Raw genomic sequence first — 25,843 nt, 5'->3', positions numbered from 1 at the left:
TGATCCGTGCGCCATCAAACGCGGAACTTTGAATCCTGTTCATGGTCGGTTTCTCTTTTGGGCAGGTCAAGCCGCCCTCGCGCCACCAGCAACGCGCCGGCCGCCGCGTCGGCGTCGGGACGCCTCAGGCGAGCGCGCAGGTCAGGCGTCAGCCAGGGGGTAATGGCATCCGCGAGTCCGCCCACCAGCGAGAGCCGGTCAACTCCTCTCGCCAGGAACAGATCGAGCAGATCGCCAATGGCATCGGCCGCGCGTTCGACAATGCGACGGCCGACCGGATCGCCCTGGTTGGCGTGGCGCATCACGATCGGCGCGAACGCAGCGTAGTCCGTGGCTCTGGCTTCTTCAGACCAAGCCACCGCCTGATAGGGGTCATGATCGAATGCACCCAGCACCTCTGAAAGCAATGGGGTCAGCTCGCCGCGGCGATCCGCGGCCCGCAGTGCCAATCGAACAACCTGCAGGCCGATGTCAGCGCCGCTGCCTTCGTCCGACACGGGAAAGCCGTAACCGCCGAGACGGATTTCGCGGCCGTCGATCAGGCCGACACCCACCGAGCCTGTACCGGCTACCACGATGGCCCCTTCCGCGCCGCTATGGGCGCCGAGACAGGCCGCGAGGCCGTCGCTGATGAAGATGACAGACGCAAAGGGATGCGCGATCTTGTTGAGCGCCGCTTCCGCGCCCCGGCGACCAATTCCGGCAAGGCCAAATCCGGCGTGCATCCGCGCGAAATCCTCGTGCGTCAGTCCGGCCTGTGCGGCTGCCGCTTCGGTGGCCTCCATGATGGACCGCCAGGCCTTCTCGAAGCCGATCCGCGTCGTAGCAGGTCCGGAGCTCGCTTCACCGACCGCCCTGCCGCTTTCGTCCTCGATCCGGGCGCGGCAGCGGGTTCCGCCGCCATCAATGCCGAGATACGTGGTACCTTTTGTTCCCATGGAAAGTTAACGCCAGGGTTTCGCTCCGGGTCCCTCCCGAAGCCGCTTGGTGTACATATGGGGTGTTGTACCAGACTCGCCTCACGAGTCCGTGACTGCCATTCTCGGATCAATACAGATGGGCCACGCTTGGTCTTCCGCCTCTCTCTCGATTGCCGCGCAACACATCTTTGATGGTGTCGACATGCGCGGCCCGGGGTCGGTCAGGATATCGCAGGGGCGGATTGAAAGCATCACCTTCGGCGAGGCGGCGGCACACGCCTCCATCCACCTTCCCGCAGACGCGATCCTTGCACCCGGATTCATCGACATCCAGGTGAACGGAGGCGGGGGCGTTCTTCTCAACGACCAGCCGACGGAGGCTGGCGTTCGACGCATCGTTGAGGCGCACCGTAAGCAGGGGACCACGGGCTGCCTGCCGACCCTCATCACCGATCGCAGCGAGGTCATCGAGCGATTGGCTGCAGTCGCCCAGGCTTGTCTGACGATTCCCGGCGTGCTCGGCTTTCATCTGGAAGGGCCGGCCCTCAACAGGTCTCGCAAGGGCATTCATCCGGAAGCCGAGATACGCGTGCCCGATCGGCGCGATCTCACCGCGATCAAAAGTTTTGGGGGCCGCGGCCGCTCCATTGTGACCTTGGCCCCGGAATGCGTGCCCGCGTCCATGATCGATGAATTGATTGGCGCCGGATTGCGTATCGCGGCCGGCCACAGCGACGCCACCGCAGCCGAAATCGGCCAGGCGGTCGATCGCGGTGTCTCGGGGGTGACCCACCTGTTCAATGCCATGTCGCAGTTGAACGCCCGGGAGCCGGGCTTGGTGGGCGCCGCGCTTTGGGATGACCGGCTGTTTGCAGGGATCATCTGCGACGGCATCCACGTTGACCGCGCCGGTTTGCGTGTTGCCTTCCGTTGCAAGGGACGCGATCGATTGATGCTGGTCACTGACGCCATGCCACTCGTGGGCACGAACGACCGACAATTCACGCTGCAGGGAAGGCAAATCACGTTGCGTGAAAATCGCCTGACTGGCCCCGATGGCAGCCTCGCGGGTGCTCACCTCACCATGATCGAGGCGGTGCGCAACGCTGTTGAGCTCGCCGGAATCTCTCTTCTCGATGCCCTCATCATGGCCTCTCGGACGCCCGCTTCATTCCTGGGCCTTGAGTCCGTGCTTGGACGGATCGCGCCTGGATACCGCGCGGACCTTGTCGCCTTCAATCCGAACTTTGAAGTCGTCGGCACATGGATAGGCGGTGTCGGTTCAATGGACGAGACGGGCGAGGCTTCTCACCGAGGTTAGATGCGCAACCATTCCATCATCGTGCAAAAATATGGCGGTGTCTGTCTCGAAACACCGGAGAAAATTCGCGCGGTCGCGCGCAGTCTTGCCGACCTGCAAGGCCGCGGTCATCGTGTCGTGGCGATTGTCTCCGCCATGGGCAAGACCACCGACCAGTTGATCCAGATGGCCTATCAGGTAAGTCCTGCTCCCAATCGCCGTGAACTCGACATGCTGCTGACGACCGGCGAGCGCATCAGCATGTCCCTGATGAGCATGGCGCTTGCCGACCTCGGTGTACCCGCGATCAGCTTCACCGGCAGCCAGGCCGGTGTGATGACCGACGACTCGCATTCCTCGGCACGCATTCTGGATGTACGGCCCATTCGCGTGCGTGAGGAGCTTGATCGCGGTCGCGTCGTGGTGCTGGCAGGATTTCAGGGCGTGAACCCGGCGACCAGGGAAATCACCACGCTCGGCCGGGGCGGCAGCGACACCACGGCCGTTGCGATGGCCGCGGCGCTGAAAGCCGAACGCTGTGAAATCATCAAAGAGGTCGACGGAATTTGTTCGGCCGATCCGCGCATCGCGCCGGATGCAAGACCCCTGCGGCGAGTGGACTTCGCATCCCTGTCCGAAATGTGCTTCTGGGGTGCAAAGATCCTGCATTTTCGCAGCGTAGAGCTGGCGCAAAGTCAGGATGTGCCGCTGGTCATCAAGCGGTGGGGCGGCGTCGAACACAGCACGCAAGTGATGAAGGAGGTTGCAGGCATGGAAAACGGAAGGGTTCTGGCCGTCAACTCGATGGCGCGCATCGAGCATGTGGAAATCGATTCCAACGATCTCAATCATGGCTTCGAAGTATTCGCGCAACATCTCAAGCAAAGCAGCCTGTCCTGGCCGCAGCTCCTCGCCTCGAGCTTCACCCTGGGAAAAACCAGCATGACCGTGGCCTGCGATGCAGAGTGGCTCGACGCCCTGCTCCGCACGCTGGAGCACGCCAAGGATCTGCGCACGCAGCGCGAAGCCTCAAGCTCGGTCAGTCTCACCTGCTTCGGCGGCGTTTCGTCGGAATTGCCGTTCAGGGCGTTGCAGGTTCTCGGACAACACGGGATCGTCCCCGACAGTTACGTGTTGTCGCCGCATTCGGTCAGTCTGTTCGTCCCGGTGGAGAACCGCGAGGCCGCGGTCAAGGCGCTGCATTCGCTTGTCCAGCACGCATAAAGCCGAGCGCGAGCTAAGCTCGGTCACGAACAGCCGGGCGCTCGCAAAACCATCGACATCATAATACCAGCATTGCAGCGACCCGTGTGTACCATGTCCGACATGGGATTGTGACACTGGCTGGCTAGTGCCCGCGACGCGCTTATGAATCTGGGGGAGGCGTGGACTCGCTGGAGCGCGATCGCCCGCGAGACGGAATCGCGTTCATCGTTCGCATTGGAATCAAAATCGCCACCTATCGGTTTCTGTTTCCGATCCCTGCCATGATATGCGGATCGACGTGACGATCATAGTCCTCGGCACTAAGAAAACCGAGCGCCACCGCAGATTCGCGCGGTGTCGTGGAATCGCTCAACGCCTTGGCGGTGATCTTCGCAACCTTGTCGTAACCAAGGATCGGATTCAGAGCGGTCGCGAGCAGAAGGGCGTTCGACACGTTTCGATCAAGCTGCTGCCGGTCGATATCCAGATCATGAATGAGACGCACCGCAAACGTCCGGCTGCTGTCCGCCAGAATCCGGATCGACTGCAGGATGTTGTAGATCAGCACGGGTTTGGCGACGTTGAGCTCGAAGTTACCCGACGCGCCCGCTGCCGTGACGGTCGCGTGATTGCCGATCACCTGAAAGGCAGCCTGCGTCACCACTTCTGCGATGGTCGGGTTCCGCTTGCCCGGCATGATGGACGAGGTCAGTCCGTCATGCGGGATGACGAGCTCACCCAGGCCGCAGCGCGGGCCTGAACCCAGAAACCGGATGTCGTTCGCGACTTTGAGAAGGCACACTGCAAGCGTGTTGAGCGTGCCGGAAACTTCAACCAGGGTGTCGTGTGCGCCCATCCCCTCAAACTTGCTCCGATTGGACGTGAAGGCCAAGCCGCTCAATGCGCTCAGTTCATCGCAGAACGCCACGTCGAAGCCGGCGGCCGCGTTGAGGCCGGATCCGACCGCGGTCCCGCCCTGCACGACGACATGGAGGCGAGGCAACGCATCGTCGATCCGGGCCATGCAATTATCGATCTGGGTGTAGAAGGCCTGAAAAGCTTGTCCCATCGTCATGGGAACCGCATCCATCAAATGCGTGCGTCCGATCTTCACGACGTCCGAAAAAGATACGGCCTTCGCCGCGAGTTCGTCGCGCAGCGTCTTCAAAGCCGGCAGCAGGCGGTCGCGTATCTCCAGCGAGGCGGCAATGTGCATCACCGTTGGAAAGCTGTCGTTGGACGACTGCGAGCAATTGACGTGATCGTTGGGATGGATCGGTGCCTTCGTGCCGAGTGGCTGACCCAGCATTTCGTTGGCGCGGTTGGCAATGATCTCGTTGACGTTCATGTTGGTCTGCGTGCCAGAACCAGTCTGCCAGATCGTCAATGGAAAATGATCGTCGAAGCGGCCCTCCCGCAGTTCCACGGCAGCCAGCTCGATCGGCTCGCCAATCGCCCGATCAAGCGCGCCGAGCCGAACGTTGGCACGGGCCGCCGCGATCTTCTGCACAGCAAAAGCGCGAAACAGACAGACAGGAAAACGCTCGTCACCGACTTCAAATACCCCAAGCGCGCGTTGCGTCTGCGCGCCCCAATAGCGATCGGCTGGCACTTCGATGGCGCCAAATGCGTCATGTTCGATGCGTGACTGGACCACGTTGGCTGTCCTCCCGTGGAGACTCGAAACCGGAGATTAAGTTCAGTTTGCGCTAGGCAGTTTCGACGCGCTTCCAGGCGGTCTCGTCGAACTCTCCGGCCAGTTTCGCGACGACCACCGTTGCCACCGTGTTGCCGATGACGTTGCACGTCGCAAGCGCGATTGAGAGAAAGCGATAGACGCCGAAGATCAGCGCGAGGCCGTCGACCGGCAGAATTCCGGATGCCGTGACGGTCGCGGCGAAGACGACGAAGGAACCACCCGAGACCGTGGCCGCGCCCTTCGATGTCAAAAGCATGATCGCGAGAATTCCGATTTCCTGATCCCAGCTGAGCGGCACGCCATAGGCATTGGCCAGAAAGATCACGCCCATCGACATGAACAGGGAGGTGCCGTCGAGATTGAAGGCGTATCCGGTCGGCAGGACGAGCCCGACCGTCTGCTTCGAGGCTCCATACGCCGGCAGCTTCTCCAGCAGGCGCGGCAACACGCTTTCCGAGGAGGCGGTGCCCAGCATGATGATGATTTCGTCGCGGATGTAACGCAGCAGCCGGAAGATATTGATACTGAACATGGCGCAGACTGCGCCGAGGACCACCACAATGAAGAGGATAACCAAGGCGTAGAACGTCAGCACGAAGTATGCGAGCGAAATGAGTACGGCTGTTCCATTGGAGCCGACGGCATAGGCGACGGCGCCGAACGTTCCAATCGGCGCCAGGGCCATGATGATGTGGATGAACTCGAAGAACGCGGTCGAGATCGTGTTCAGTCCGCTCTCGATGGGTGCGCGCTTCTCCGGCGAGAGCGCCATCAGCCCGAAGCCGAAGATCAAGGCGATGACGAGAACCTGAAGCAACTCGCCGCGCGCGAAGGCCCCGACGAAATTGTCCGGGAAGACGTTGAGCAGGAACTGGTCGAATGTTGTGTGCGAGGTTGCCGCAGCCTTCGTCGCGGCTTCGGCGCCTTTGGTCGCTGTTGCCGGTGCAGTGATATGATCGAGGTTCTTGCCGACCCCGACGAGATTTCCGAACAGCAGGCCAAGTGCCAGTGCAATCGTCGAGACGATCTCGAAATAGATCATGGCGATCAGCCCGACTTTGCCGACCCGTTTGATGTCTCCGGCCGCGACGACACCGACGGCGACTGTGAGAAAAACCAGCGGCGCGACCGCCGTCTTGATCAGCCGCAGGAAGATATCACCGAGGATCTTCAGGGAAGCGCCGAATTCGGGCCACACAAGACCAACGATGATTCCGAGCACCATGCTGACGGCAACCTGGAGACCGAGGTTCTTCCACAGGGCCTTCTTCGTTGGCTTGACGGTCTGTTCGAGAGCGATGTCGTCGCGCTGCGTTGTCGCCATGGCGGCCATGGTGTCCTCCTGGGTCATCTGTTGGGCTGAAGCGGCGCTCTGCGGCGCATTAATGAGATCGGGTGCTCTGCGCGGGCGATATCAGTCGTCGCGAGCGGCGTTCGCGCCTGAAATGTCCAAAACGCGATCGACCATCGGGCCGCACAGGCCCAAATAGTTCGCGGGATCGCAGTGACGCCTGATCGCATCCTTGCCACCGAGAGCTTCGGCGATCTCCGGCACGTCAGCGAGAATGTCGGCGAGTTGTCCGCCGCCTTCGATGGCCTTGCGGCAGGCGTCATAGACGACGTCGTGCGCTTTTTGCCGCCCGAGCTTTGGCGCGGCGGCCATCATCACGGCCTCCGCAACGATGAGGCCTTGGGTGAGATCGAGATTGTCCAGCATTCGCCGCTCATGGACGACAAGGCCGGCGAGCATGAACTTGGCGTTAGCCAGCGACGAGGCCGTCAGCAGGAAGCTCTCCGGCAGCGACACCCATTCGAGATGCCAGGGGCCGGTCGCCCGCTCGAAATCGTGGATCATGCCGTCAAGCATCGCGGCGACGTACTGCCGCACGGCCTTCGCCGCCGCGAGCATCAGCTCGCTGGAAATGGGATTGCGCTTCTGCGGCATCGTCGACGAGGCACCACGCCCAGGCACGAACGGCTCGGAGACCTCGCCGAATTCCGACGCCGACATCAGCATCACGTCGGTCGCGATCTTCCCCAATGTGCCGGTGATGAGGCCCAGCAAAGTCACGGACTCAGCGATGCCATCCCGGGCGACGTGCCATGTGATTGACGGCTGATGCAGTCCCAGCTCGTCGCAGAACAGTTTCTGCATTTCGAGGCCGGCGGCGCCGACAGAGGCAAGCGTGCCGGCGGCTCCGGAGAATTCGCCAAGCAGGATACGCGGCAGCGCCTGATCGACACGCTCGATATGCCGGTCAATGGAGGACAGCCAGACCGCGGCCTTGTAGCCGAACGTCACTGGAAGCGCCTGCTGGAGATGGGTTCGCCCGGCCATCGGCGTGTCGCGGTATTTCCGTGCCATCGTCGCCAGGATGTCACGGACCTCGCGCAGGTCACGCGCAACGATTTGAAGCGCTGCCCGGATCTGCAGAACGTTGGCCGTGTCCATGATGTCCTGGGTCGTCGCCCCCCAATGAACGTAACGACCAGCTTCACCCGCAGCTTCCGAAAGCTGATGCACAAGCGGAAGGATGGGATAACCGACGATCTCGGTTTCGTGACGCAGCTTTTCGACGTCGATCTTGATGGAGCGCGCAGCCGCCTCGATGGCGTCGGCGGCGGCTTTCGGCACCACGCCCAATCGGGCCTGGGCACGGGCAAGGGCGACTTCGGCTTCGATATAGCGCGCGATGAGCGCTTCGTCGGCAAAGACCGCCCGCATTTCGGCAGTCCCGAACATGTCGCGAAACAAAGCCGAATCGAAAACTGTGCTGCCCATCCGTCGACCCCCTTTGGATCATTGTGTTATGTTATGTACCTACATATTAATATGTACGTACATAAAGGACGAGTCAACATCCTTTCTTGACGAATCCCACTCCCATTGGGCTTCCATTGACCGGATAGAACGGAGGCAGGTGTGGAAACGCGTTACGCTTACGTTGCTCGCCTGCTCACGGAGGCAATCGCGGGCGGTCGACATCCCATAGGTTCGGTTCTGCCCAACGAGTTCGAGCTGGCCGAACAGTTTGCCGTGAGCCGCTCGACGGTGCGTGCCGCGATGCGCGAACTTCAGGCGTCAGGCCTCGTCAGCCGCAAGCGGAATGCAGGCACCCGCGTCGAAGCGCTGACGCCGCAGCGCAGCGGTGGCGGATTTACCCAGGCGCTCGAATCCATAGAGGCCGTGCAGCGGTTCGGCGTCGAAACCGAACGCCACGTCCAGCGGGTTGCCGAGGTCGTCGCCGATGATGCGCTGGCACGGGATCTCGGATGCCAGCCCGGGCGTCGCTGGCTGCGCATATCGAGCCTCCGCATGATCCCCGGCGATGCAACGAAGACTCCGATCTGCTGGACTGATGTCTACATTGACGACGCTTTTGCGCGCGAGGTTCGATCCAGGATGGAGGACCATCGCGACATCTTCGGCACGCTGGTGGAAAAGATATCCGGCCGGCGATTCAGCGAAATTCGTCAGGATATCCGTGCGGTCGGCGTGTCCCATGACATGGCAGTGCCTTTGAAGGCCACGCCGGGCGCGCACGCGCTTGCGATCCGGCGTCAATATCTCTTCAGCTCGAACGAGATGGCCGAAGTATCGCTCAGCATTCACCCGGCCGATCGATATAGTTACACGACTAGGTTGATGCGGAAGGATTCGGAGCGGGAGTGAGGCCCCGTGCATTGCGTTGAAACGTTCCCAGCCGGCAATGATTTCAGGCTGCGCCCATAACCGCCCGCAGATATTGCGCCAGCTCGGCGCGACGGAAGGGTTTGCCGATAACGGGAAACTCGCCCTCTGCCCCGTGGCGCGACAAAGTGTCTGCCGCGTTGCCTGAAGTGAGCAAAATCTTGATGCCGCTGCAGAGGTGCTTCGCTTCGCGAGCCAGTTCAACACCGCTGATGCCTCCTGGCATCATGATATCGCTGAATAGCAGATCCAGTTTCTTGTTATCCCTCAGAATCCGGATGGCGTCGGCGCCATCTTGGGCGCAGAGGACTTCATAGCCGAGCTCTCTCAGTATTGCTGACGTGACGTCCATGACGTCGTGATCATCTTCGACCATGAGAACCCTGCCTGACCCTGCTGCTATGTCCTGGAGTTGGGTGATATCCCTCCCCACATCGGACGCTTGGCCGGATCTGGGCAGATAGAGACTGACCGTGGTTCCCATTCCGACTGTGCTTTCGATGGCGACATGGCCGCCGGATTGCCGGACGAACCCATAAACCATGCTGAGGCCGAGCCCGGTTCCTTTGCCGACCTCCTTCGTGGTGAAAAACGGTTCGAACACCCGATCCAGCGTGTCTTGCGGCATGCCGCAGCCAGTGTCGGTGACGGAGAGCTTGACGTACGATCCGGACGCGACGCCGGCAATGGCGCCCTCGTCAAGGGTTATATTTCGTGCCTCGATATCCAGCCTGCCGCCGTCCGGCATGGCGTCGCGCGCGTTCAGGGCCAGGTTGAGGAGTGCTGTCTCCAGCTGCGCAGGGTCAAGATGGCATGGCCACAGTTGATCATCCGCGACAAGGTTGATCTTGCACCTGTCCCCGAGTGCGCGAAGGATCAGTCCCTGAAAATCCCGAATGAGAGCATCAATGTGAATGGTCTTCGGGTTCAGCTTCTGCCGTCGGGAAAAAGCGAGTAGCTGCGCGGTCAGGCTCGCACCCCGGTCGGCGGCCTTCCGCGCCGCTACTGCGAGTCTCTGGACGCATTTGTCGTCTGCCGTACGGCTCTCGATAAGTTCGAGATTGCCGGAAATCACCATCAGCAAATTGTTGAAGTCGTGGGCAACGCCGCCCGTGAGCTGACCGACGGCCTCCATTTTTTGGCTCTGATGAAGTTGTTCTTCCATCAAGCGCCGCGCCTCCACGGCATGCTTCTGTTCGGTGATGTCTCGAAACAGGATGACGATGCCTTCGCCGGATGGGAATGCATTGACCGCGTACCAGACATCTCGGAAGAACGTTTCGACGGACGCGGAGCTCTGTTCCGACATAGCCGTATGTGCTCGGCCCGAGAGGTCTTTGTCGGTCCAATCCGGAAAGATCTCGCACAGATTCATGCCGATGAGGTCATATCCTACAGCGAGCTGCGCCTTCGCCCTCTCGTTCAGATAAGTGATGTACCATCCTGTATCGACGATAAGGACGCAGTCGGTCGTGCTCTCGAATATTGTCGTGATCCGAGCCGCTGCCTGCTCGGCTTTCTCCTTGGCATCGTGCAGCTCGTGTTCGCGGTTCGCGAGCGCATCGGCCATGGTGTTGAATGCGTCGGCGACCCGAGTAATCTCTGATCCTTTGTCCCGGATATGCACTCGACGCGCGTAGTCGCCAAGCCGCCATTGGTTGGCCGCATCAACCATTTGTCCCAGCGGATGCTGGATGAACCGACGGGCACCAAACCAGGTCAAGGCCAGCACCACCGACGTGCCCAGGACAATCAGAAGGATGCCTAGCCGCGTACGACGTTGGATCTGACTGAAGGCCAGCGTCTTGTCGACGCCGAAGGTAACAAAAATCTCTCCGGCGTCTGCTTGCAGCGCCGTGTAGCCTACGATCCGTTCCACACCGTCAATGTCGCGCGCGGTTGTTGTGCCCGAGGGATCCGAGTGCAAGTAACGGTCATCGGGTATCCTCCGGCCGACGAACTGGTCGTTGCGAGGATAGCGTGCGAGGTACGTGCCGTTGCGGTCTCTAATGGCGAGGGCGACGCCGGGGGGCGGGCCCTTCTGGGCGAGATAATGAGCCAGCCAATCGAGGCTGAGGGCGGCTATTACGACGCCGCCCATGTGGCCATCGTCGTCGTAGAATGGCAGGGCAAAGTGGAGAACGTTGCGGCCGGTCGCTCGGCCGTGCGCGAACTCTCCGACGGTAAACTTGCTGGTTTTCAGGACGTTGGCAAAGTAGGCGCGCCCGGCGGCGGTCGAGGGCTTGTAATCGCTGGTCGAGTCGCAGAACGAATCGCCATTCATGTCGACCACAATAAAATCAATGAACTCCGGATAGCGCTCCTTGATTCTGGAGAGGTAAGCCTCGCATCCGCGGGCGTCCTTTGCCTTGACCGCGGGAAGCTCCGAGAGTGCAATCAATGCCTGGCGAATTCCTTGGATGATCTGCTGCTGCTCGGCGGCGGCGAGCTTGGCGAGACCAAGCGCCAGCTCTTGCACTTCCATTTGGTGCGAGAAACGGAGGTCGAACTCATTGTACAACTGGATTGCGATTCCAGGCAGAAGGGCAAACGCCACCAGGGCAAACAGCCGCAACAATAAAGCCACTGCCTAATTTCCAGGACGAGAAATCTGACGTTGCAGGCTGTAGAGCTTTGGCGGGCGAGGACGGCGCAGGGCGTCATGCCCGCAGCACACCTTGGCTTCGCGATCACGGTAATCGGTCCGACCGACCAGCGGACGTCGTGCGTGTCGCCTTCGTGTCATCTCTTACTTCTCTGCTGCTCCAATTGGGGGAGGGCAGTACATCGGCTTTGTTACGGCGCGATTTCGGTGTTTCGAGTTTTGTCACCGTGGTGACATAATTTGTCGCGCCAACGACCCACCTCGCGTTGTTTGTTACAGTTGCAACGGAGCGCCGTCGGGACGAGCCGGATGCTTGAAATAGAAAGATATCGGCCTAGCTGGGGGATAGGCATTAATGGCGTCGATTGCGTATCCAATGATTTCCGCCAACTCTGCAGGCACGCCCTCGTGCCGTTACTCGAGCGCGGAAGCGATCGCGCAGGCCAACCGAGTTTTCCCAAATCTGTCGGTTGCGCTCCGAAACGACAGCGTCCGTCGCTCGGTCTTGTCCCGACGAATCGAAGGTCATTCGATTGCGCATCTTTTGACTCCCCAGACGATGGTCGACGCCTCGGGTAAGAAAGCAGCGCTGGCTGGTTTTGGTACGTACGTTAAGCTTATTTGGCAGCTCAAGGGGACAATGCGGTACGAGGATGCCCACCGATCGTTCGCATTGCAGCCGGGTGAGATGCTGATTGCCTCGATGGCCTGGACCTATCATCTTGAGATGGATGAAGGTTACGAGGGACTCGTGCTCATCTTCGACCCAATGTCGAAGCGTTCGTGGCAAGAGACGGTGCATGAGAAGATGGGGGCGCCCCACGCTTCTAGCGGGCCGCTTGCGGCGGCCGCGGGAGGATCGAAGGCGCTGCTATGGCATGGGCATCGTTCACCTGCAGATGCGCTGACCGTTGAATCTCTGATCGATATCGCGCTTCTTTCACTTGGCCCTGGAGCCGGATCCTCGTTCGACCGGCCGCTGCCAGCAATCATTCTTCGCGCGCGTGTGATGGTTACGCAAAACATCGCTGACGAGAGCTATGGTCCGGATCGACTGGCGCACGATCTCGGTCTTTCGAGGCGATCTCTGTACAATGCATTCGGTCGGATTGGACTAACGCCAGCGCATTTTATCAAACAGCTCCGTCTGGAGCGCGCGCGAGCGGAAATCTTGGATGCCCCTGACGTGAGCATTACCGAAATTGCGCTCAGGAACGGCTTTTCAGACGGTGCGAGTTTCAGTCATGCGTTCAAGGCGAGCTATGATATTTCGCCGCGTGACCTCCGCAACTTGAAGCGCTGATCTAAAGGTCTGTCTTGAGACCGGTTGCGCTCCCCTGCGAATGCATGCTGTGTCAGCAATGTGCACCGCACCAACTCTGCGGTCCGCTTGCCCACGCATTTTTCGCGTATCTTCCGGCAGCGGTTTGGCCTGACGCCTGCGCCCGAAACGATTGGTCGATGAGATCATGATCGGATTGGGATCATGATGTCACCTCTTTGTTCGAACCGCTCTTTTGTCACGTTAGCAAGATGGCATCGATCTCGACGGCGAAATCGATGAAGCTGCTCTGAGTCAACGTGCGGGCCGGTGGTGGATCACCAATATATTCCGCAAACACCTGATTGAACGCGGGGATGTCCTCGAGAGACCGAAGATAGACATTTATCTTCACGGCGTGCCGAAGCGAAAGACCCGCTGCACGCGCCACGGCTTCGAGGTTGTCGAGCGCAAGACGAGCTTGCTCAACGAACGGCGCATCGCTGATGCGCCGCCCGTCCCTTGTCCGAGGTGTTTGGCCGGCAAGAAAGACGAATCGTCCTTCTGCGCTGATGGCCTGCGAATAGGGACCCGCCGGTGGGGGCGCCGCGACGGTCGAGATCGCCTGGCGGGTCGTCATGCAACCGCCCCGCGCCTTTTCTTCAGAGTGTCCAGCGTGCGAACCATGCGATCCAGCGCTGAGCTCCACTCGGTCTCATCGCGCGCGTAGCAAACCCGAAAGTGGCCGCCACTTGCAGGGCCAAATTGGTATCCGGGACTGACCAACGCTCCAGCCTCCGTGAGAAGAGCCTCGGCCACGGCCGGCCCGGGCAGTTCAAGGGCGCTGACGTCGACCCATGCATAGGCGGTGCCACGTTGCGGCTGCCACTTGAGCCAGGGAAGCTGACGCAGCTTCTGCTCGGTGAGTGTCCTTAGCGCGGTGAAGGCGGTCATTCGCTCCGCCAGCCAGGCATGGTCGTCGCGCAGCCAGCAAGTGAGGAGGTGCTGCGCATAAGCAGGCGCACGCAGCGCAGTGACGGACAGCACGTCCTCAATGCGCGTAGCTATCTTCTCCGGTGCAACCACCACGCCAAGGCGATAGCCGCTCAAGGATTCGGTCTTGCTCGGCCCCAGCAATGTCACTGTACGCTCAAACATTCCGCGCTGCGCGGCCAGGTGAGTGAAAGATCCTTCGTGTATCAGCCTGGAATAGAGTTCATCCACCAGGACAGTGACATCGTAGCGCTTTGCCAGCTCCGCAATACGGCCGATCACTGCCTCCGAAAATACTGCGCCAGACGGATTGTTCGGATGAGAGAATACGAACAGCCGAGCGCCGCGGTTCGCAAATTCGGCTTCCAGGACGTCGAAGTCCGGATGTGGGTCGCCGGCATCGAGATGCAGCGGAACGTGGCCCGGCTCTGCGCCAAGGAAACGCACAATCCGTTCGCTGAAGAGATAGTCCGGATCCATCAGAGCGACACGATCGCCTTCCTGCACCAGCGCGCTCAGGGACGCGAACAATCCGCCTTGCGTGCCGGGCGTCAGGATCACGTTTTCGCCGGGGCGCAGCGTGATCCCAATAAACTTGCCCGTGCTATCCGCCACGTTCTTGAGGACGTCGGGATGGCCGCGGTAACCCGTGTAGGCGAGGGCTCCATCGCGCGCGGCGCGGCCGAATGTCTCGTCGGCCCAGGGAGGTGGCGGAAACCTCACGGTGTCGAAATGGGTTGTGTCAAGAAAACCGGCTGGGGCCTTGGCCAGCAAATCGAGATCCGCTTGTCGTACTGATTTGCCTCCCAAGCCGGCGCGGCCAGAAATTCTCAAGCGAGCTAGACGGTCTTGTGACGCGCTTTGTCGAGCAGGATCGTGCATCTGGGTTCTCCAGAGATGATGGGAATAATATCAAGGAGAGCATCCGCCGCGATCTTGACCGCGACGGATCCGGGCTAAGCGCGCCCGCTATGAATAACTTCGGCTTCCGGCAACAACCACTTGCCGTCCTTCAGGACGACCTTGCCGTCGAGCGAGAGGGTCGGCTTCCACATCAGTGAATCGAAATGAGTGAGGGTCTTCACCTCACCGCCGAGCAGGACACTGGTCCCGATGCCGATATGGGCCGTCCCGTAAACGCCTTCGTCGTGCAGCATCACGCCTTCCATGGGGCAATGTGGATTGAGGCCGAACGATATCTGGGCGATGTTGTAGACGGCCGGGTCTCCCTGACGAGCCAACAGTTGATCGAGGAAGTCCGCCTGATAGCCGCCGGAGATCCGTGTCACGCGACCACTGGCGACATCGAACCTTATCGGCTCCTTCACGAGGCCGACCCCGTAATAGGGGATGCTCGCGTCCACGATAATTACGCCCTCCGAGGTCCCCTCAATGGGAGAGGAGCTGCATTCGATGTTGGGCACGGTCGTGAAGTCGCCCGGCTTGCGAACCAAGCCGCAATGCGGGTTCGAGGGACGGCCCTTCAGGCCGAGACGCAAATCCGTTCCTGCGGGTGTGGTGAGATGCACCTTGTCGCAGTTGGCGAGAAGTTCGCCGACTTTAAAGCAGAGTGGCCGGATCGCTTCAAAATCGGCGTTGATGCCACCGGTCACCAGCATGTTTGGATTGAACTGCGACAGCATGATGCCGCGCGCGCCATTTCCGATCGCGGTGCGGGTTGCATAGGTATGAGTGATTGACTGTTTGACCGGCGTGAACAGGACGTTGGCCGCGGACATGGCCGCAGCAACTGTCTTGGTCGGCTCTTCTCCGTCGATCGACCTTGGCGGCATGACAATGATGTTGACCGCGTCGGTACGCTCGAGTGCCGCCGCAGCGACCGCTTCGGCGACACGATGCCCGGCGAAATCAGTTACGATTACGACTTCCTCCCCCGGCTGCACATTCGCGCACGTCGTCACCAGTTTGCGGGCGCCCCGCAGCATCAGCAGATTGTCCAAGTCACCGTCTCCTTCATGATTTTTGTCGCATTCGACGACTGAAGCCGCCGATGCACGCGACCGGGTGTCCGCCCGGGTTGGTTCATCTCAATTCGACCAATGGTCTTTTATGTTGTTAAAAAACATTTTGCAAGAGATGGCTCATGAGGCGGGAAGAAGGCGGGATGACGAAAAGTGAGGCATACTGCTCGCGAATGGTGCGGAGATTTTGAAGCATTGATGGAATTCAGCGCATCTCGGAGGTTGCACGATATTGTTTTTTATGTAGATAATATTCCACAGAAGGCGTTGCCGGGAGGATCGAGTTTATGGGCTATCGTATTGCCGTGGATATCGGCGGGACCTTTACCGACGGCGTGATCGAGAAAATCTCCGACGGTCGAGTTTACCTGGCCAAGCGTTTGACGACCCCAAGTGACCCTGGCGAGGCACTCTCCAATGTCGTCAATGACCTGCTTGCGGCGGTTGCGGCACGTGCGAAGCGAAATGTCTCCGCCGACGTAGCGGAGGTGATTCACGGCAGCACGCTCGTCACGAATTCACTCATCGAGCGAAAAGGCGTTCCCACTGCGCTCGTCGCCACGGCGGGGACAGCCGACGTGATCGATATCCGGCGCGAGGTTCGCTATGACCTCTATGATCTCGATATCGAGATGCCTGAGCCGCTGGTTCCTGCCGAGCGTCGCTTCGAGATCGTTGAGCGCACCACGGCGGACGGCGTAGTTCTGAAGCGCCCCCAAGATGCGCTTGGCGATCTCGTCGCGAAGCTGCGGACGGCCAATGTGCAGTCCATCGCCGTCTCGCTTCTTCATTCCTGCGTCAATGCGGCCAACGAAAATGAAGTTGGAGCGGCGCTCCGTGATGCCTTTCCCGGAATGTGCGTGAGCCTCTCGTCGCGGGTCGCTGCCGAAATCCGCGAATATGAGCGGACGACGACCACCATCGCCAATGCTTATGTGCAGCCAATCGTCAGGCGATATCTCGGTGAGCTGGAGAGCCGGCTGCGGCAGGCGGGAATCGATGCGAGCTTGCGCATCATGGTATCGAGCGGCGGTACCAGTTCGGTGGCCGCGGCTGCGGAAGTGCCGATCTCCACGATCGAGTCCGGTCCCGCCGGCGGTGTGCTGAGTGCGACCAACGCCGGCCGCGCCGCGGGTTTCGATGACATTCTGGCTTTTGATATGGGCGGCACAACCGCCAAGATTTGCACGATCCTCTCTGGCGCTCCCTCTGTTGTGCACGTCTTCGAGGCTGCCCGCGTGCGGCGCTTCAAGAAGGGCAGTGGCTTTCCGCTTCTGGTGGCCAGCATCGATCTCATTGAAATCGGTGCGGGCGGCGGAAGCATCGCGAGGACGAGTGAGCTGGGGTTGCTCACCGTCGGCCCGCAAAGCGCCGGCGCGGAGCCGGGTCCAGCCTGCTATGGCCAAGGCGGCCAACAGCCCACGGTAACAGACGCTGATCTGGCGCTCGGATATCTCAATCCAGATTATTTTCTGGGTGGGCGCATGCGTCTCGATCTTGATGCGGCGATGCGAGCGCTTCGCACTCTGGGTGAGCGTCTGACGCTTTCGGCCGAGGCGGTCGCCAAGGGGATCTTCAATGTTGTCAACGAGGCGATGGCGGGGGCTGCCAGGGTTCATATTGCGGAGAAAGCGCAAGATCCGCGCAAATTCACCTTGGTGGCAACCGGAGGTGCGGGTCCTGTTCACGCGGTGGAAATTGCACGCAAGCTGCGCGTCCCGAGGGTGCTCTTTCCCATCGCCGTCGGCACGGGGTCATGCCTTGGCTTTCTGGCTGCGCCGGTGCGAGTCGATCGGTCCTGGTCACGGTCGACGCGAATCGATGCCATTGATTGGGCCGAGCTGGCGAGAGTGCTTGCCGGCCTGAAGGTCGATGCCGAGGCCGAGTTGAGCGCAGCGGCGCCGCGTGACGCCGAGGTTGATTGGCAACTGCTGGTCGAGATGCGCTATGCGGGCCAGGGCGCAAATCTCACGGTCGCATTCCCTTTCCGGAATCCGGACGCAGCGTTCAGGGCCGATCTCGTGGATGCGTTTCAGCGCAAATATCAAGAGAACTATGGCGGGTTGTTGCCGTCGGGTACGCCCGAAACTGTCACGTGGCGCGTCGTGGGCGCGACCCGTCAGGACGTCAGGCATTTCGTCTGGCCGACCAAGCAGGATCGCGGGGGCGCGGCCCGCCCCAAGGCTCGCAGAGTCATCTTCAGGACCGAGACAGACACCTTCGAGGAGGTGCCGGTGTACGAAAGATACGCCGTGCCGGCGGGCTGCTGCCTGGAAGGACCACTGATCCTGGAGGAAGAGGAATCAACCATCGTCGTTCCAATGGCAGCTCGGGTGGAGATTCTCAAGAATCTCAGTGTCCTCGTTCATTTGGAGGTTCGGCCATGAACGGCATCGATCCGATTTCGCTGGAAATTCTGTGGACCCGCTTGGTCAGCCTCGTCGATGAAGCTGCGGCAACCCTGGTGCGCACGTCATTCTCGACAATCGTACGAGAGTCCAACGACTACGCCGTCGTGCTGCTGGATCGCGATTGCCAATTGCTTGCTCAGTCGAGCCAGAGCATTCCGTCTTTCATCTGCACGCTGCCGGCGACGGTTCGCCATTTCCTGAAGGTTTTTCCGCGGGAGAAGCTGCGTCCCGGCGACGTCATGATCACAAACGATCCTTGGCTCGGCACCGGGCATCTTCCCGACATCAACGTTGCGGTTCCGATCTTCCGCGGCGAGGAGCTGGTGGGCTTTTCCGGCACAGCGGCCCATGCACCCGACATCGGCGGACGGCTGCGTTCGCCGAGCACCGCGGAGCTTTTCGAAGAGGGGCTGCGCATTCCGCCGACAAAGCTGGTCGATGGTGGCGTCACCAACGAGACGCTGATCGAAATCATCCGCAACAATGTGCGTGTGCCTGATCAGGTCATGGGCGACCTGTGGGCGCAGGTCGCAGCGAACAAGATGCTGGCAAGACGGCTGCTCGACACGCTCGAAGATACCGGTTGCGAGCTGACATCCGTCGGAAACGAAATGCAGCTCCGCGCTGAAGGCGCGATGCGTGACGCAATTCGTGCCCTGCCGAACGGCACCTATGAAAATGAAATCAGCGTCGACGGCTTCGTCGAGCCGGTGGTCATTCGCTGTCGCATCGATGTCGGTGACGAGGCCGTGAGCGTTGACTATGCCGGTTCATCGCTCCAACTGCCGAAGGCCATCAACGTCGTTCCGATCTACACGTTTGCGTATACGGCCTACTCTCTCAAATGCGTGCTGGCGCCGAACGTACCCAACAACGATGGCTCGTTCCGGCCCATTGCCGCCACGGCTCCGCTGGGCTCAATCCTCAATCCACGTTTTCCCGCGGCGGTCAGCGCACGGGCTATGACAGGGCACCTCATTCCGCCAGCCGTCATGGGCGCGCTCGCGCCTGTCATACCCAACAAGGTGCGGGCGGCGTCTGGCTCGCCTTTGTGGTGCGTTCATTTATCAGGACAGCACCAAGGCCAGCGCTTCACGTCCACCTTCTTCCTCAACGGAGGGCAGGGCGCCGGTGCGAACGGTGCTGGTCTGCCGACTCTAAGTTTTCCAAGCAATCTTTCCAATACGCCGATCGAGGTCATCGAATCGCAAGCACCAGTGCGCATCCAGCGTCGCGCCCTGAGACGAGGCACCGGCGGCCGTGGGCTGCATTGCGGCGGAGACGGACAGGTGTTCGAACTCCTGTTGCTCGCCGATAGTCCGGTCACCGTGTCCTTCATGGCGGATCGTCTCAGGACGCCCGCCCCCGGATTGCAGGGAGGCGGGCCCGGAGCAACAGGGCGGGTTCTTCTCGACGGCGCGCCGGTGGATCCCCGTGAGATCTTGATCGTCCAGCCCGGCGCCCGGCTGACGCTCGAGACGCCAGGAGGCGGCGGCTTCGGCGCGGCACCCATTTAGGAAATTATTACAACAACAGGTTGGAATCCCAAGGCAGGACGAAATGAAGACAGGCACGTGGACTGCAATCGGTGCGGCGCTCTTCTCTTTGTGGGTGGGAGCGATCCACGCGGAAGAATGGACGCCGAAGAAACCGATTGAAATTGTCGTAGGATTCGCCCCAGGTGGAGGTAGCGATCAAGCCGCCCGAATAATTGCTGCGGCTGCGCAGGAAAGCTTTCCGGTCCCCTTGGTCGTGACCAATAAGCCCGGTGCCGCGGGCGTTCTCGCCGCGCAGCAGGTCGCGCGGTCCAAGCCCGACGGATACACGTTGCTCGTAGCCGGCGGCTCGGAGACGACGTCCGTTCCGGCCCATCGCGAAGTGCCGTACGATCCGGACAAAGATTTCACATCGATCATCCGCCTGACCAACAATCCCTTCTTCTTTATCGTCGCCGCCAATTCACCGTTCAAGACGATCGAGGACGTTATCGCCGCGGCCAAAGCCAAGCCCGGTGAGATTTCGCAGGCCAATACCGGCCTCGGCGGTCTGACGCATTCTGCCGGAGTGCTGCTCGAGCGTGCCGCGGGTGTGAAACTTAAACACGTTCCGTATCAGGGCGGTTCGCCGGCGATTCAGGCGTTGATCGCTGGCCAGATTGACATTGCGCTGGGAGCGACCGAGGAAATCGAAGGCCAGGTGCAGGCGAACACGATCCGTATCCTTGCCAGCACTGGCGCGGAGCGCTCCAGCCATTATCCCGACGTGCCGACCTTGAAGGAAAAGGGATACGACGTGGTGTGCACCAACATGAAGGGTCTTGTTGGTCCGGCCGGTCTGCCGCCTGACGTCGTCAAATATCTCCACGATAGGTTCCATCAGGCGATGGATCGCGATACCTGGCGAAAATTTGCCGAGCGGGTCGGCGAGCCCTCCAACTATCGGAATGCAGCGGAGTTTGCATCAGCTCAACAGGAGCAACTCACGCGCATCAAGGCGGCTCTCAAACAGTGAGCCGTTCGTCCGAATGCGGTGCGTGCTTGGCTCGCGCCGCCGGTCAGCGCTGACATCCTTCGAAAGGATCGAGATGAACCGGGACGTGATTGCAGGATTGCTGGTGCTCGCAATCGGCATAGTGACGCTGCTGCTTGTCGCACGATTGCCTGCTGATGCAGGGGGGACGGCCGGCGCCGCTTATTTGCCCAGGCTTATTGCTTATGGAGTACTCGCGACAGGCGCCTTCATTGGCGCGCAGGGTTTGAGAGCGCCGGTGAAAATGGCGGCCTGGTCGTGGCGTCCTCTCAGCGCGCTGATACTCGGCGTGCTGACCTTCGGCCTTCTGATCGAACATGCCGGACTTGTCCTCGCCGGCGGCTGTTGCGCTTTCATCGGATCGCTCGCCGCTCCATTTCCCGGCTGGAAGCAACGCTGCGCCACCATCATCATCATCTGCACTTTGGCCGTCTTGATCTTCAAATATCTCCTCGGACTCAATATCAGCGTGTGGCCGACATGGATCTCCTGAACAATCTCATCTACGGGATGAGCGTCGCGGTCAGTCTGCAGAATCTCGGCTTCTGTTTCCTTGGCGCACTCTTGGGGACACTGATCGGTGTTCTTCCCGGCATCGGGCCACTGGCGACTTTCGCGATCCTGCTCCCGATCTCGTTCTATCTTCCGCCCGTCGGCGCGATCATCATGCTCGCCGGCGTCTACTACGGCGCTCAGTACGGCGGCTCGATCACGTCGATCCTCGTCAACATTCCCGGCGAGGCATCGACTGTCGTCACCTGTCTTGATGGTCACCAGATGGCGCTGCAAGGGCGCGCGGGTGCCGCGCTGGCCACAGCCGCGCTCGGCTCGTTCTTTGCCGGCTGCGTCGTTACGGTGTTCATCGCCATCGCGGGGCCGACGCTGGTCAAGCTGGCGCTGCTGTTCGGGCCCGAGGAATACGTCGCGTTGCTGGCACTTGGCCTCGTCTCAGGAGTGCTGTTGTCCGGAGGCTCCATTGCGAAAGCCATCGCCATGGTGCTGACAGGGATATTGCTTAGTCTGGTAGGGATGGACGTCAATTCGGGCGTCGAACGTTTCACCTTTGGAATGTTCGAACTCTCGGATGGGCTGGGTTTCACGGCAGTCTCGATCGGCCTGTTCGGAATCGCCGAGATTGCCTCTAGTCTGGAGGACACCAACGGCAAGGGGCGCAACATTGCAAAGATTACAAGCCTCTGGCCGACCCGCGATGACTTCAAGCGGTCGTGGGCGCCTGTCCTGCGCGGCACTGCTCTCGGAACGCTGCTCGGGATCTTGCCAGGCGGCGGCGGGACCATCGCGGCGTTTGGCGCCTATAGCCTGGAGCGCAAAGTCTCGCGACGACCAGGAATGTTCGGGCGCGGCGCGGTGGAAGGTGTGGCCGGTCCGGAATCAGCCAACAATGCTGCGTCTCAGGCCAATTTCATTCCCATGCTAAGCCTTGGCATCCCGCCAAATGCGCTGATGGCACTCATGATGGGGGCGATGATCACGCACGGCATCGCGCCGGGGCCGCAGGTCATGATACGTCAGCCGGACCTTTTCTGGGGACTGATCGCCAGCATGTGGATCGGAAACCTGATCCTGGTGATCCTGAATCTTCCTTTGATCGGAATCTGGGTTTCCCTGCTTCGCATCAAGTATGTATTTCTGTTTCCCGGCATCCTCGTGCTCGCGGCGATCGGTGCGTTCGCGGAGAGCAATCAAGTCTTCGACATCTATGTGCTGACCGGGTTTGCAGTCCTTGGATACGCGCTCAAGAAGCTGGATTTTCCTGTGGCGCCGCTGTTGCTGGGGCTGGTGCTGGGCAAGCAGCTTGACGAACAACTGCGCCGCGCGCTGCTGCTCTCCGATGGAGATTGGACGACGTTCATCCGGCATCCGATTGCACTCGGGTTAATGATCTTTACGGCCGTGCTCGTGGTGTTGATCGCGCTTCCCTCACTGCGCCGCTCTCGGGACGAAGCGCTTCAGGGTGAGGAAGGGGCTTCGTCGTCTGCTTCCAACCTTCCAGCGGCATAGCGAAGGAGAGAGGTCGGGACATGCAGATCGCCAGCTCACCGCCGCTCGAAGCATCGGATGAGATTTTCCGGAAGGTGTCATACCGATTGATCCCTTTCATCCTGCTGCTGTACTTCGTTTGCTACATTGACCGCGTAAACATCGGCTTTGCGAAGTTACAGTTTCTCGGCGACCTCCATCTGACTGACGCGCACTATGGACTGGCAGCCGGACTGTTCTATGTCACCTACAGTCTGTTCGATATTCCCAGCAGCCTGATGCTTGCGCGGGTGGGCGTGCGCAGGACGCTATTCCGCATCATGATCTTGTGGGGAGTTGTCAGCGGAGCTCAGATGTTCATCCGCAATGCATCCGATCTCTACGTCCTGCGCCTGCTGTTCGGCGCCGCGGAAGCCGGTTTCATCCCGGGGATCATGCTGTATCTTACTTTCTGGTTCCCGGTTCGCTATCGGGCCCGCATCACCGGTTTGTTCTTCCTTGGTGTTCCCTTGTCCGGCATCATCCATCATCGGTGCGCCGCTGTCGGGCATGATCATGCAGAGCATGAACGACGTGTTCGGCCTTCGCGGGTGGCAATGGTTGTTTCTGCTTTTCGCCATTCCGGCCATTTTCCTTGGCATCATCGCATATTTCTATCTCGACGACGACCCAAAGAGCGCCAGATGGCTGAGCGAGCACGAAAAGCAGCGTCTCGCCGACGAGCTGAAGTCGGATGAAGCCGTCGGCAACAGGCGAAATACAGGCAGTTTTGCTGAAGCAATGCGGGATCCGCGCATCTATGTGATGGCGCTCTTGAACTTCGCGGCCAACACAGCCTCCAATACAGCAACCTTCTGGACCCCCAGCGTACTGAAAAATGCTGGGTTCGCCAGTTTTGATGGAATCGGGTGGGTCACCGGCGGCATTTCTATCGCGGCGGCTGCAGGAATGCTTCTGATCGCGCGTAGTTCCGACGCTTTCATGGAGCGGCGCTGGCATTTCGTTGGTTGCGCGTTGATGACGGCCGGGGCCTATCTGCTGCTACCTCTGGCTTCTGCGAGCATGCTGGGGACCGTTCTGCTGATGGCCGCTGCAGCCATCGGAGGCGTTTCGTTACTGGCGATCTATTGGACCATTCCAACTTCATATCTGCATGGCAGAGGAGCCGCCGGTGCGATCGGCTTCGTCAGTATGGTAGGGGCTGTCGGTAGCGCCGTTTCTCCGTCATTGATTGGATGGCTCCGCGAATCAACAGGAAGCCTTTACGTGGGCCTCGGATCGACCGCCATGATTGTGCTTGCGGGCGCGGGCCTGGTCCTGCAGATGATTTCAAGAGATGATCTCGCCAGAATCGGGTCCATGGGCGACTAAAGTGGAGCGTTGTGGAATCGAGAGCGAACTATAGGCGTCAGGGCCATGAGCAATATACGCGATACCACACTCACCAGGGTCCAAAGCGACGTTGTCGCCAAGATCATCGACTATATCAGACGTGAAAAGTTACCCGTTGATTCTCGACTGACGGAAAGTCAGCTGGCTGAGGAGGTCGGTGTCTCACGCTCTCCAATCCGGGCTGCGCTCCAATTGCTGGCCGAGAAGGGTATCGTGATCTCAGCCGCGAACAAAGGGCACTATCTCGCTCGCGATGGTGGCACCTTGGACGCGATCGATCTGCCTATCTCGCCGCCACCGGATGTGTCGTTGTATGACCGAATTGCCATGGACCGCATGCGCGACAGAGTTCCAGAGCAATTCACCGAAGCAAGCTTCATGAGGCGCTACGACGTATCGCGTGCTCAGCTCGTCCGCACTCTCACGAAGATGTCCCAGGATGGCCTGGTCAGACGAAGCACCGGTCATGGCTGGATATTTATGCCGAGCCTTAATTCAGCGAAGGCTTATGCCGCCAGCTATCGCTTTCGCATCATCGTAGAGCCGGCAGGGCTGATGGAGGCGACCTTTGTGCTGGACAGGCCGGCGACGGAGCGGTGCCGCGCGGCGCATGAGCAGATGCTTGTCCGCGCGAAGAGCGGGAAACTGAGCGGCAGAGAAATATTCGATACCAATGCGAAGTTCCACGAAATGCTCGCCGTCATGTCGGGAAACCGGTTCGTTGCACAAGCGGTCGAACAGCAGAATAGGCTTCGTCAACTCAGCGAATACTACGTTTACGACGACGAGGATCGTATCCAGACGTTGGTGCGCGAACACTGCGAGATCATGGATGCCCTCCTGGCAGGCGACCAGATTTGGGCCGCGACGCTCCTACGCCGGCATCTGGAGATTGCCAGCCGTCTGGCGCCGCCTTTTGCCAAAGCCGCCAGCGAGCGCACCCCCTAGAGGACGTAGTGATCGCGTCGACGTAGGAGCTCGAGCCTTTCACGGGGAGATGGGTCGGCCGATGATCTCCCTGAGAATGCCGAAACGGACGGAGTTGGGAGAATGTTACGTCTGACGATTGACGGAGGTGTTGCTCGGCTCACATTCGACAATCCATCCAGGCTGAACGCCATCAACCAGGACATGTGGCGCGCCTTCCCAGAGCTTCTGGCGAAGGTGCAGGATGATGCCGCCGTCCGTGTCCTGGTGCTTCAGGGCGCGGGCGACCGCAGCTTCTGCTCGGGCAACGATATCAGCGAGTTCGACAAGGTTCGGGCCGATCCTGTCGCTGCAGCGGCTTACAACGCCCTGCAACGCGATGTGGCTACTCAGTTTCGCGCGCTGATAAAGCCGAGCATTGCTGCGATCAACGGCTATTGCCTTGGAGCTGGCTTTGAGCTGGCTCTGATGTGCGATATGAGGGTCTGCACGAAGAACGCGCAGTTTGGAGTACCTGCGGTAAGGCTCGGTCTGCCCTATCGGCTCGAAGATATAGCGACCATCCTCAATGTGGTCGGGCTGGCTCAGGCACGCGAGATGGTATTGTTAGGGCGACGCTACGGAGGCGAGGATGCGCTTCGTCTTGGTTTGGTAAACTGGTTGGCCGACAGCGTCGGAGCGATGGCAACTATCGTGGACACGGCGGTAGGCGATTTGTTGTCTGGTGCACCGCTTAGTCTGGCCGCAGCGCGGATCGCATTCCATGAACTTGCTCGGCGCGACGGACCGCCGGATCTCGAACGTGCGCAGCGGGCGGCGGATCGATGTTATGCCAGTCAAGATTATGCGGAGGGTCGGGCGGCTCAGCGAGAGAAGCGCAGGCCAGTCTTTCGTGGAAACTAGCCCGCTGCGATCGAGCCAATATC

General features: G+C 60.3%; 20 protein-coding genes and 1 pseudogene. 13 read left to right on the top strand and 8 right to left on the bottom strand.

Annotation, left to right across the window (positions count from 1 at the left end):
- Positions 1 to 14: 14 nt before the first annotated feature.
- Positions 15 to 938, bottom strand: a complete 924-nt coding sequence (locus ACZIRK_RS22980) for a glucosamine kinase nucleotide-binding domain-containing protein (RefSeq protein WP_463328144.1) — start codon at positions 936 to 938, stop codon at positions 15 to 17.
- Positions 939 to 1,056: 118 nt separating this feature from the next.
- Between ACZIRK_RS22980 and nagA the strand changes: the two genes are divergently transcribed.
- Both nagA and ACZIRK_RS22970 read left to right on the top strand, forming a co-directional pair.
- Positions 1,057 to 2,241, top strand: a complete 1,185-nt coding sequence (nagA, locus tag ACZIRK_RS22975) for an N-acetylglucosamine-6-phosphate deacetylase (RefSeq protein ID WP_130223292.1) — start codon at positions 1,057 to 1,059, stop codon at positions 2,239 to 2,241.
- Positions 2,242 to 3,444, top strand: a complete 1,203-nt coding sequence (locus tag ACZIRK_RS22970) for an aspartate kinase (RefSeq protein WP_130223290.1) — start codon at positions 2,242 to 2,244, stop codon at positions 3,442 to 3,444.
- Positions 3,445 to 3,679: 235 nt separating this feature from the next.
- Here the strand turns inward: ACZIRK_RS22970 and ACZIRK_RS22965 are convergent, their stop codons facing one another.
- From ACZIRK_RS22965 to ACZIRK_RS22955, 3 genes are all read right to left on the bottom strand, one after another.
- Positions 3,680 to 5,038, bottom strand: coding sequence for a class II fumarate hydratase (locus ACZIRK_RS22965; RefSeq protein ID WP_349645050.1), 1,359 nt, complete (start codon positions 5,036 to 5,038; stop codon positions 3,680 to 3,682).
- 97 nt (positions 5,039 to 5,135) lie between these two features.
- Positions 5,136 to 6,449, bottom strand: coding sequence for a cation:dicarboxylate symporter family transporter (locus ACZIRK_RS22960; protein WP_130223322.1), 1,314 nt, complete (start codon positions 6,447 to 6,449; stop codon positions 5,136 to 5,138).
- A gap of 90 nt (positions 6,450 to 6,539) precedes the next feature.
- Complete coding sequence (locus ACZIRK_RS22955; protein ID WP_130223286.1) at positions 6,540 to 7,907, bottom strand: class-II fumarase/aspartase family protein; 1,368 nt, start codon at positions 7,905 to 7,907, stop codon at positions 6,540 to 6,542.
- Between the two features lie 141 nt (positions 7,908 to 8,048).
- Here ACZIRK_RS22955 and ACZIRK_RS22950 point away from each other — a divergent pair, with 141 nt between their 5' ends.
- Entirely contained in the window at positions 8,049 to 8,798 is a 750-nt protein-coding gene (locus tag ACZIRK_RS22950; RefSeq protein WP_463328143.1) for a GntR family transcriptional regulator, read from the top strand.
- A 43-nt stretch (positions 8,799 to 8,841) separates the two neighbouring features.
- Here the strand turns inward: ACZIRK_RS22950 and ACZIRK_RS22945 are convergent, their stop codons facing one another.
- On the bottom strand, positions 8,842 to 11,403 hold the full coding sequence (locus tag ACZIRK_RS22945) for an ATP-binding protein (RefSeq protein ID WP_463328142.1): 2,562 nt from the start codon (positions 11,401 to 11,403) through the stop codon (positions 8,842 to 8,844).
- A 373-nt stretch (positions 11,404 to 11,776) separates the two neighbouring features.
- Between ACZIRK_RS22945 and ACZIRK_RS22940 the strand changes: the two genes are divergently transcribed.
- Complete coding sequence (locus ACZIRK_RS22940; protein ID WP_130223280.1) at positions 11,777 to 12,724, top strand: AraC family transcriptional regulator; 948 nt, start codon at positions 11,777 to 11,779, stop codon at positions 12,722 to 12,724.
- Positions 12,725 to 12,941: 217 nt separating this feature from the next.
- Here the strand turns inward: ACZIRK_RS22940 and ACZIRK_RS22935 are convergent, their stop codons facing one another.
- From ACZIRK_RS22935 to ACZIRK_RS22925, 3 genes are all read right to left on the bottom strand, one after another.
- On the bottom strand, positions 12,942 to 13,322 hold the full coding sequence (locus tag ACZIRK_RS22935) for a RidA family protein (RefSeq protein ID WP_130223278.1): 381 nt from the start codon (positions 13,320 to 13,322) through the stop codon (positions 12,942 to 12,944).
- On the bottom strand, positions 13,319 to 14,449 hold the full coding sequence (locus ACZIRK_RS22930) for an aminotransferase class I/II-fold pyridoxal phosphate-dependent enzyme (RefSeq protein ID WP_474418529.1): 1,131 nt from the start codon (positions 14,447 to 14,449) through the stop codon (positions 13,319 to 13,321). The genes ACZIRK_RS22935 and ACZIRK_RS22930 overlap by 4 nt, the downstream gene beginning before the upstream one ends.
- 182 nt (positions 14,450 to 14,631) lie before the next feature.
- On the bottom strand, positions 14,632 to 15,636 hold the full coding sequence (locus ACZIRK_RS22925; RefSeq protein ID WP_130223274.1) for an aminopeptidase: 1,005 nt from the start codon (positions 15,634 to 15,636) through the stop codon (positions 14,632 to 14,634).
- A gap of 308 nt (positions 15,637 to 15,944) precedes the next feature.
- Between ACZIRK_RS22925 and ACZIRK_RS22920 the strand changes: the two genes are divergently transcribed.
- The 9 genes and pseudogenes from ACZIRK_RS22920 to ACZIRK_RS22880 all read left to right on the top strand — a co-directional run bounded on the left by ACZIRK_RS22920 (position 15,945) and on the right by ACZIRK_RS22880 (position 25,820).
- Positions 15,945 to 18,044 carry a hydantoinase/oxoprolinase family protein gene (locus tag ACZIRK_RS22920; protein ID WP_463328140.1) on the top strand — a complete coding sequence of 700 codons (2,100 nt, stop codon included), beginning with the start codon at positions 15,945 to 15,947 and terminating at the stop codon, positions 18,042 to 18,044.
- Positions 18,041 to 19,585 (top strand): hydantoinase B/oxoprolinase family protein, encoded by a 1,545-nt coding sequence (locus ACZIRK_RS22915; RefSeq protein WP_130223270.1) that lies wholly within the window; start codon positions 18,041 to 18,043, stop codon positions 19,583 to 19,585. Before ACZIRK_RS22920 ends, ACZIRK_RS22915 begins: the two co-directional genes overlap by 4 nt.
- A gap of 43 nt (positions 19,586 to 19,628) precedes the next feature.
- A complete protein-coding gene (locus tag ACZIRK_RS22910; protein WP_130223268.1) occupies positions 19,629 to 20,579 on the top strand; it encodes a Bug family tripartite tricarboxylate transporter substrate binding protein in 951 nt (316 codons plus the stop codon).
- A 73-nt stretch (positions 20,580 to 20,652) separates the two neighbouring features.
- The gene (locus tag ACZIRK_RS22905) at positions 20,653 to 21,090 is read left to right on the top strand and encodes a tripartite tricarboxylate transporter TctB family protein (RefSeq protein WP_165435050.1); all 438 of its coding nucleotides are present in this window, start codon (positions 20,653 to 20,655) and stop codon (positions 21,088 to 21,090) included.
- Positions 21,078 to 22,619 (top strand): tripartite tricarboxylate transporter permease, encoded by a 1,542-nt coding sequence (locus ACZIRK_RS22900; protein ID WP_130223264.1) that lies wholly within the window; start codon positions 21,078 to 21,080, stop codon positions 22,617 to 22,619. Before ACZIRK_RS22905 ends, ACZIRK_RS22900 begins: the two co-directional genes overlap by 13 nt.
- A 20-nt stretch (positions 22,620 to 22,639) precedes the next feature.
- Positions 22,640 to 23,062: pseudogene (locus ACZIRK_RS22895) on the top strand (MFS transporter); the annotation flags it as partial.
- Between the two features lie 100 nt (positions 23,063 to 23,162).
- Entirely contained in the window at positions 23,163 to 23,969 is an 807-nt protein-coding gene (locus ACZIRK_RS22890) for an MFS transporter (RefSeq protein ID WP_245474520.1), read from the top strand.
- A 45-nt stretch (positions 23,970 to 24,014) separates the two neighbouring features.
- Positions 24,015 to 24,938, top strand: coding sequence for a GntR family transcriptional regulator (locus tag ACZIRK_RS22885; protein WP_130223262.1), 924 nt, complete (start codon positions 24,015 to 24,017; stop codon positions 24,936 to 24,938).
- 102 nt (positions 24,939 to 25,040) lie between these two features.
- The gene (locus ACZIRK_RS22880; RefSeq protein ID WP_130223260.1) at positions 25,041 to 25,820 is read left to right on the top strand and encodes an enoyl-CoA hydratase-related protein; all 780 of its coding nucleotides are present in this window, start codon (positions 25,041 to 25,043) and stop codon (positions 25,818 to 25,820) included.
- Positions 25,821 to 25,843: the final 23 nt, after the last annotated feature.

This window comes from Bradyrhizobium sp. Leo114 (genome assembly GCF_055229415.2).
Note: the sequence above shows the minus strand (reverse complement) of the source record. Positions and strands in the feature narration are given on the sequence as shown.